Origin of the sequence: Micrococcus sp. R8502A1 (assembly GCF_006704135.1) — a bacterium.
GTDB lineage: Bacteria > Actinomycetota > Actinomycetes > Actinomycetales > Micrococcaceae > Micrococcus > Micrococcus luteus.
Genome location: NZ_VIGS01000078.1, coordinates 1 through 7,357 on the forward strand (window position 1 = coordinate 1; position 7,357 = coordinate 7,357).

The 7,357-nt window shown below is 74.5% G+C and carries 5 protein-coding genes; all 5 read left to right on the top strand.

Annotated elements, in window-relative coordinates:
• Nucleotides 1-71: 71 nt before the first annotated feature.
• Genes FLM69_RS10700 through ftsW form a run of 5 tightly spaced genes read left to right on the top strand, consistent with a single transcriptional unit; the run spans nt 72 to nt 7,354 of the window.
• Complete coding sequence (locus FLM69_RS10700; RefSeq protein WP_255502834.1) at nt 72-1,775, top strand: Mur ligase family protein; 1,704 nt, start codon at nt 72-74, stop codon at nt 1,773-1,775.
• Nucleotides 1,772-3,286: a UDP-N-acetylmuramoyl-tripeptide--D-alanyl-D-alanine ligase gene (gene murF / locus FLM69_RS10705; protein WP_036341567.1), complete on the top strand. Its 1,515-nt coding sequence runs from the start codon at nt 1,772-1,774 to the stop codon at nt 3,284-3,286. Before FLM69_RS10700 ends, murF begins: the two co-directional genes overlap by 4 nt.
• Nucleotides 3,283-4,410, top strand: a complete 1,128-nt coding sequence (mraY, locus tag FLM69_RS10710; RefSeq protein ID WP_036341564.1) for a phospho-N-acetylmuramoyl-pentapeptide-transferase — start codon at nt 3,283-3,285, stop codon at nt 4,408-4,410. Before murF ends, mraY begins: the two co-directional genes overlap by 4 nt.
• Nucleotides 4,407-6,002, top strand: coding sequence for a UDP-N-acetylmuramoyl-L-alanine--D-glutamate ligase (gene murD / locus FLM69_RS10715; RefSeq protein WP_181743512.1), 1,596 nt, complete (start codon nt 4,407-4,409; stop codon nt 6,000-6,002). Before mraY ends, murD begins: the two co-directional genes overlap by 4 nt.
• 44 nt (nt 6,003-6,046) lie before the next feature.
• Nucleotides 6,047-7,354 carry a putative lipid II flippase FtsW gene (ftsW, locus tag FLM69_RS10720; protein WP_141844191.1) on the top strand — a complete coding sequence of 436 codons (1,308 nt, stop codon included), beginning with the start codon at nt 6,047-6,049 and terminating at the stop codon, nt 7,352-7,354.
• Nucleotides 7,355-7,357: the final 3 nt, after the last annotated feature.

The following is a 7,357-nucleotide window of genomic DNA, read 5'->3' on the forward strand; positions in this document are numbered from 1 at the left end:
CTTAGTTTTTTTTTTTATGCGTCGCCGGCCCCCCGAGATCTCCCCCGTGGGCCGGCCGCGGGCAGCGCCGGATGTGTAAAAGAGACAGCCCCCCCGCCACGCCCTGGCCCGCCCTCGCACAGGCGCTGGCCGAGGCGGGGATCGCGGCCCACGTCCACGGCGCGGCCCCGGCCGACGGCGTCACGGGGGTCAGCCTCGACTCGCGTGTCGTGCGCCCGGGCGACCTCTACGTCGCCGTCCCGGGGGCGCACGCCCACGGTGCCGCGTTCGCGGCCACGGCGCTGGAGGCCGGCGCCGTCGGCGTCCTGACGGACGCGGCGGGCCGCGCGCTCTTGGCGGAGCAGGGCCTGGCCGACGTCCCGGTGCTCGAGGTCGACGCCGTGCGCACCGCCGCCGGCACCGTGGCGGCCCGCGTCTACGGCGGCGGGGGCGACGCCGGCCCGCGCCTGCTCGGCGTGACCGGCACCAACGGCAAGACCACCACGAGCTTCCTCGCCGCCGCCCTGCTCGAGGCCCTGGGGCGCCGGTCGGGCATCGTGGGCACGATCCTGATCCGCGCGGGGGAGCGGGAGGTCCCCTCCACGCTCACCACGCCCGAGGCCACCCAGCTGCACGCCCTCATGGCGCTCATGCGCGAGGAGGAGGTGGACACCGCCGTCATGGAGGTCTCCTCCCACGCCGTGGCGTACCAGCGGATCGCCGGCCTGCGCTACGCGGTGGCCGGGTTCACCAACCTGACCCAGGACCACCTGGACATGCACGGCTCGATGCAGGAGTACTTCGCGGCCAAGGCCGGTCTGTTCGACCCCGCCCGCACCGACCACGCCGTCATCACGCTCGACGGCGGCGAGGGGCCCCGCTGGGGCGTCGCCATGGCCCGGGCCGCCGGCGCTCCCGTCACCACGCTCGCCCTCGGGCCGGCCGCGCCGACGCCGGGCGCCCTGGCCGAACACGACCCCGGCCTCCGGGCGGACTGGGAGGTCGCCGAGCTCGCGCCGGACGGCCTCGGCCATCGCTTCACGCTGCGCCACGCGGCCACGGGCCGGGAGCTGCGGGCCTCCGTCGGTCTGCCGGGCCGCTTCAACGTGGCCAACGCGGCCCTCGCGGTCCTGCTCGTGCTGCACGCCGTGGGGGAGGAGCACCTGGACGCGCTCGCCGCCGTCCTGGACGTGCCCGCGGGCGAGGGCCCTCTGGCCGCCGCCGTCCCGGGACGGATGGAGGTCGTGGGCCGCGAGCCGGACGCCGTCGTCGACTTCGCGCACAACCCGGACGGCATAGTCCAGGCGCTGCGCTCCCTCGCCGACGCCCGGGCGGCGGCCGGGACGCGCGGCCGCACCCTGATCGTGTTCGGCTCCGCCGGTGACCGTGACCGTGACAAGCGGCCCGTGATGGGCGCGATCGCGGCCCGGGCGGCGGATGTGGTGATCGTCACCGACGACACCCCCCACTCGGAGGACCCGGCCCCGATCCGTGCCCACATCCTCGCCGGCGCCCGCGCCGAGGCCGACCGCATCGCGCGGGAGGAGGGCCGCACGGTCGTGATCGAGGAGGTGGCCGACCGTGCCGCGGCCATCCGCCGCGCCGTGGAGCTGGCGGGGCCGCAGGACGGCATCCTCCTGGCCGGCCGCGGGCACGAGACCACGATGGACTACGACGGCGAGCTCGTCCCGCTGGACGATCGGGTGGCCCTCCGCGAGGCCCTGGCAGCCCGTGTCGCGGCGGCCTCCGCCTCGGGCTCCGGCCCCGCCCGCGAGGGTAAGGTCATCGAGTCATGATCGCTCTCACCGCAGCCCAGATCGCCGAGGCCGTGTCCGGCACGCTCTCGGCCACCCTCGACCCCGCCACCGTGCTGGTGCACGTCACCCCCGACTCGCGGGAGGTCACCGCCGAGGGCACGCTCTACGTGGCGAAGCCGGGGGAGCGCGCCGACGGCCACGACTTCATCGACGCCGCGCTGGGCGCCGGCGCCGCCGCTGTGCTCGCCGAGCGCGCCACGCACGCCCCCGACGGCGCCGCGCACCCGGCGATCCTCGTGGAGGACGCCGTGCTCGCGATGGGCGCGCTCGCCCGGGAGGTCGTGCGCCGCGTCCGGGAGCACTCCCCGACCACCGTCATCGGCATCACCGGCTCGGCCGGCAAGACCACCACGAAGGACCTGCTCGCCGCCCTGCTGGCCACCCAGGGCCCCACCGTCGCACCGGTCGGCTCGTACAACGGCGAGGTCGGCGTGCCGCTCACGGTGTTCCGGGCGGAGCTGGACACGCGCTTCCTCGTGGTCGAGATGGGCGCGGACCACGTCGGCAACATCGCGTACCTCTGCGACCTCGTGCGCCCGGACATCGGCGTCGTGCTCATGGTGGGCACCGCCCACGCGGGCAGCTTCGGCGGCGTGGCGAACATCGCACGCACCAAGGGCGAGCTCGTGGAGGCCCTCGGCCCCGACGGCATCGCCGTCCTCAACCTCGACGACGAGCGTGTCGCCGGCATGGCGGCGCGGACCGCCGCCCCGATCACCTGGTTCACCGCGGACGAGCGGGGCGTCGCCCGCGCGGCCGAGGACGTGGCCGCCGGCCGCGCGTCGGGCCTCGTCGCCGCACGGGACGTGCACGCCGACGACCAGGAGCGCCCCGTGTTCGACCTGCAGGTCGGGACGGAGGAGGCCGCCCTGCGGCACCCGGTCGCCTCCGGACTGACCGGCCTGCACCACGTGCACAACGTGCTGGCCGCCGCCGCGGCCGCCCACGCCGCCGGCATGGACCCGGCCGAGATCGCCCGTGGTCTCGACGGGCTCGGGCCCGCCAGCCGCTTCCGGATGGAGCGCACCGACCGCGCGGACGGCGTCACGATCATCAATGACGCGTACAACGCCAACCCCGAGTCCATGCGCGCCGCGCTCCGGACGCTGGCCACCCTCGGCCGCTCCAGCGGCCGCCGCACCTGGGCCGTCCTGGGGGAGATGCTCGAGCTCGGCGATGCCCGCGTCCGTGAGCACACCCTCGTGGGCGAGTCCGTGGTGCGCCTGAACATCGCCCAGCTGCTGGTGGTGGGCGCCGGAGCCCGGCCGCTCTACATCGGCGCCCTCAACGAGGGCAGCTGGGGCGAAGAGGCGCACTTCGTCGACGACGCCGCGCAGGCCGAGGCGTTCCTCACCGAGCACCTGCGCCCCGGCGACCTCGTCCTCGTCAAGTCCTCCAACGGCGTCGGGCTCGCGGCCCTCGGCGAGCGCCTCGCCACGGCCGACGCCATCGCCGCCCCCTCCGCCTCCCCGAAGGAGTCCCGACCGTGATCGGACTGCTCATCGGCGGCGTGCTCGGCCTGGTCCTCTCGGCCGCCGGCACCCCGCTGTTCATCCGGTTCCTCGTCAAGCGCGGGTACGGCCAGTTCGTCCGCGACGACGGCCCGACCACCCACAAGACCAAGCGCGGCACGCCCACGATGGGCGGCGCGGTCATCATCGGCTCCCTGGTGCTGGCGTATCTGATCACCCACGGGCTGCTCGCGGTGCTCGGCGTCGACTTCGGCGGGCCCACGGCCTCCGGCCTCATCCTGTTGCTGCTCACCGTGGGCATGGCCTTCGTCGGGTTCGTGGACGACTTCACGAAGATCACGAAGCAGCGCTCGCTCGGCCTGACGCCGCGCGGCAAGATCATCCTCCAGGCCCTGATCGGCACCGCCTTCGCCGTCCTCGCCCTGAACTTCCCGGACGAGCGGGGCCTGACCCCCGCCTCGACGGCGATCTCCTTCGCCCGGGACGTCCCGTGGCTCGACCTGGCCTTCGCCGGACCCGCGATCGGCGTCATCCTGTTCGTGATCTGGTCGAACCTCATCACCACCGCCACCACGAACGCCGTGAACCTCACGGACGGCCTCGACGGGCTCGCCACGGGCGCCACCGCCATGATCACGGGCGCCTACGTCCTGATGTCGCTCTTCCAGTCGAGCCAGTCGTGCGCGCTCGAGGGCACACGCGGCTGCTACGAGGTCCGCGACCCCATGGACCTCGCCCTGCTCGCGGCGATCCTCACGGGCAGCCTGCTGGGCTTCCTCTGGTGGAACACCTCCCCGGCCAAGATCTTCATGGGGGACACCGGCTCCCTGGGCCTGGGCGGCGCCCTGGCCGGCTTCGCGATCTTCACGCGCACCGAGATCCTGGTGGCCGTGCTGGCCGGCCTCATGGTCGCGATCACCCTCTCCGTCATCATCCAGGTGGGCTGGTTCAAGGTCTCCGGCGGCAAGCGCGTGTTCCTCATGGCGCCGCTGCAGCACCACTTCGAGCTCAAGGGCTGGGCCGAGGTGACCGTCGTGGTCCGCTTCTGGCTGCTGTCCCTGATGTGCGTCACCGTGGGGCTCGCGATCTTCTACGGCGACTGGCTCATCCGCCAGGGCGGCCTCGCGGGGGTGACCCCGTGACCGGCCCCGCGTCCGACGCCGCGCCCGCACCGGTGCGCCGGCCCCGCGCCGACACCGCCCGCACCGCCGACCTCACGTCCTGGGACGCTCCGGGGTGGGCCGGCCTGCGTGTCGTCGTCACGGGCCTGGGCCTCACCGGCTTCTCCGTGGCCGACACCCTGGCCGAGCTGGGCGCCGCCGTCGTGGTGGTGGACGGCGATGACGGGCCGGAGAACCGGGCGCGCGCCGAGACCCTGCGGATCGTGGGGGTCCGCGAGGTCCTGCTGGACCGGGCGGCCACGCAGGCGCTGCCCGAGGTCGACGGCGCCGCCGCGGACCTCGTCGTGACCTCCCCGGGCTGGCGGCCGGACCAGCCGCTGCTGATGGCCGCCCACGCGGCGGGCCTGCCGATCTGGTCCGACGTCGAACTCGCCTGGCGGCTGCGCGAGCGCGCCGGCCGGAAGACCGCCGACTGGGTGTGCCTGACGGGCACGAACGGCAAGACGACGACCGTGACGATGGTCGAGGCCATCCTGCGGGCGGACGGCCGTCGGGCGGTGGCCTGCGGCAACGTCGGCACCCCCGTGCTCGACGCGATCCGCGACCCGCAGGGCTTCGACGTGCTCGCCCTCGAGCTCTCCAGCTTCCAGCTGCACTGGACGCACGGCCTGGCCCCGGCGTCGTCTGCGGTGCTGAACCTGGCCGAGGACCACGTGGACTGGCACGGCTCGATGGAGGAGTACGCCGCCGCCAAGGGCAAGGTGTATGCGAACACGCGGGTGGCCTGCGTGTTCAACGAGCAGGACCCGCTGACCCGCACCCTCGTGGAGCGCGCGGACGTCCAGGAGGGCTGCCGCGCGATCGGCTTCACCACGGACACCCCGGGCCTGTCCGACATCGGCGTCGTGGACGGGATCCTCGTGGACCGTGCGTTCCTGGACAACCGGCGCCACGAGGCGATCGCCCTGGCCGAGCGCGCCGACCTGGGCCCGGTGGCGCCGCGCCACACCATGGCCAACGCGGCCGCCGCGGCGGCGCTGACCCGGGCCGTCGGGGTGAGCCCCGCGGCCGTGGCCGAGGGCCTGCGCTCCTACGACCGCGGGGAGCACCGCATCCAGCTCGTGGCCACCTCCCGCGACATCATGTGGGTCAACGACTCCAAGGCGACGAACCCGCACGCCGCAGACGCGTCGCTGGCGGCGTTCAGCTCCGTGGTGTGGCTGGCCGGCGGCCTGCCCAAGGGCGTGACCTATCACGAGCTGGTGGCCGCGCACGCCCACCGGCTCCGGGCGGTGGTGCTCCTGGGCAGGGACACCTCGGCCCTGCGCGCGGCCCTGGCCGCGCACGCCCCGGACGTCCCCGTCCACGCCCCCCTCGCCGCGGCCGACGGCACCGGCCCCGCCGACGGCGCGGCCGTGATGACCGAGGCGGTGCGCGTGGCCGACGGCCTGGCCCGCCCCGGCGACACCGTGCTCATGGCGCCCGCCGCGGCGTCGATGGACCAGTTCCGCTCCTACGCGGCCCGCGGCGACGCATTCATCGAGGCCGTCGCCGGGCTGATGCGCGAGCACGGCTGGGACGTGCACGACGACGCCGCCCCCGACACCGACTGACCCGCCGCCCACCCGACCGTCTCGCTTCCCCCGTGAGGAGGGCCATGTCCCCGATCGAGCTCCGCCCGGTCCGCCCCCGCGCGGACGACGACGCCCCCGAGCACCGGGAGCGGCTCCTGCCCCGGATGTGGCGGGTCCTGGAGGGTCGCCGCGCCCTCGACCTGTCGGTCCTGCTCATCAGCGGCTGCACCGCCCTGCTCACCGTGCTGGGGCTCGTGATGGTGCTCTCCTCGTCCTCCGTCGAGGCGATCGGCACCGGCGGCGGCTCGTACGCCCTGTTCCTGCGCCAGAGCGCCTGGGCGGTGGCGGGCGTGGCGGCCCTGCTCGTGTTCTCGCGCCTGCCGGTGCGCGTCTTCAAGGCGCTCGCCTGGCCGGCGTTCGGCGTGGCCGTGATCCTGCTCGCGCTGGTCGCGTTCTCCCCGCTCGGCGTCACCGTGGGCGGCAATCGCAACTGGCTGGGCATCGGCGGGTTCCGGATGCAGCCCTCCGAGGCCGCCAAGCTCGCCCTGGCCCTGTGGGCGGCGGCGGTCCTGGAGCGCAAGCACCGCCTCGTCACCCAGGTGCGGCACGCGCTGATCCCGGTGCTGCCCGGCGGCCTGCTGCTGCTGATCCTGGTGATGGCGGGCAGCGACCTCGGGACCGCGATCATCCTCGCGATCGTGCTGGCCACGGTGCTGTACGTGGCCGGCACCCACTGGGGGGTCTTCCTCACCTTCCTGGCGCTGAGCATGCTGGGCATCCTGGCCCTGACCCTCCTCGCCCCGCACCGCATGGTCCGGGTGCAGGCCTGGATGGGGGACTGCTCCGACGCCACCGACCCCTGCTTCCAGCCGGCGCACGGGATGTACGCCCTGGCCTCGGGCGGCTGGTGGGGCGCGGGCCTCGGCCAGTCCCGCCAGAAGTGGAGCTACATCCCGGAGGCCGAGAACGACTTCATCTTCACCATCCTCGGCGAAGAGCTCGGGCTCGTGGGCACGCTGGTGGTGCTGCTGGCCTACCTCGGCCTGGCGATCGGCATCTACCGCGTCGCCGCCGGGACCACGTCCACGTTCATCCGCCTGTCCACGTGGGGGATCCTGGCCTGGCTGGTGGGTCAGGCGGCCGTCAACATCGCGATGGTCTCCGGGGTCATCCCCGTGGTGGGCGTCCCCCTGCCCTTCATCTCCTATGGTGGTTCCGCGCTCACCCTGTCCTTGAGCGCGGTCGGCATCGTGCTGGCCTTCGCCCGTCACGAGCGCCGCCGTGCCGCGCAGCCGGACGCCCGCCCGCAGGCGGACGAGCCGGACACCGACCCCCTCCCCGCTGTCCCCTATACACATCTGACGCTGCCGGCGCTCGCCTACGCGGTGTGACCG

What these genes read in the sequence shown, in the direction of transcription:
- FLM69_RS10700 (WP_255502834.1), top strand. Translation starts at nt 72, where the DNA reads ATGTGTAAAAGAGACAGCCCCCCCGCCACGCCCTGGCCCGCCCTCGCA.
- murF (WP_036341567.1), top strand. Translation starts at nt 1,772, where the DNA reads ATGATCGCTCTCACCGCAGCCCAGATCGCCGAGGCCGTGTCCGGCACG.
- ftsW (WP_141844191.1), top strand. Translation starts at nt 6,047, where the DNA reads ATGTCCCCGATCGAGCTCCGCCCGGTCCGCCCCCGCGCGGACGACGAC.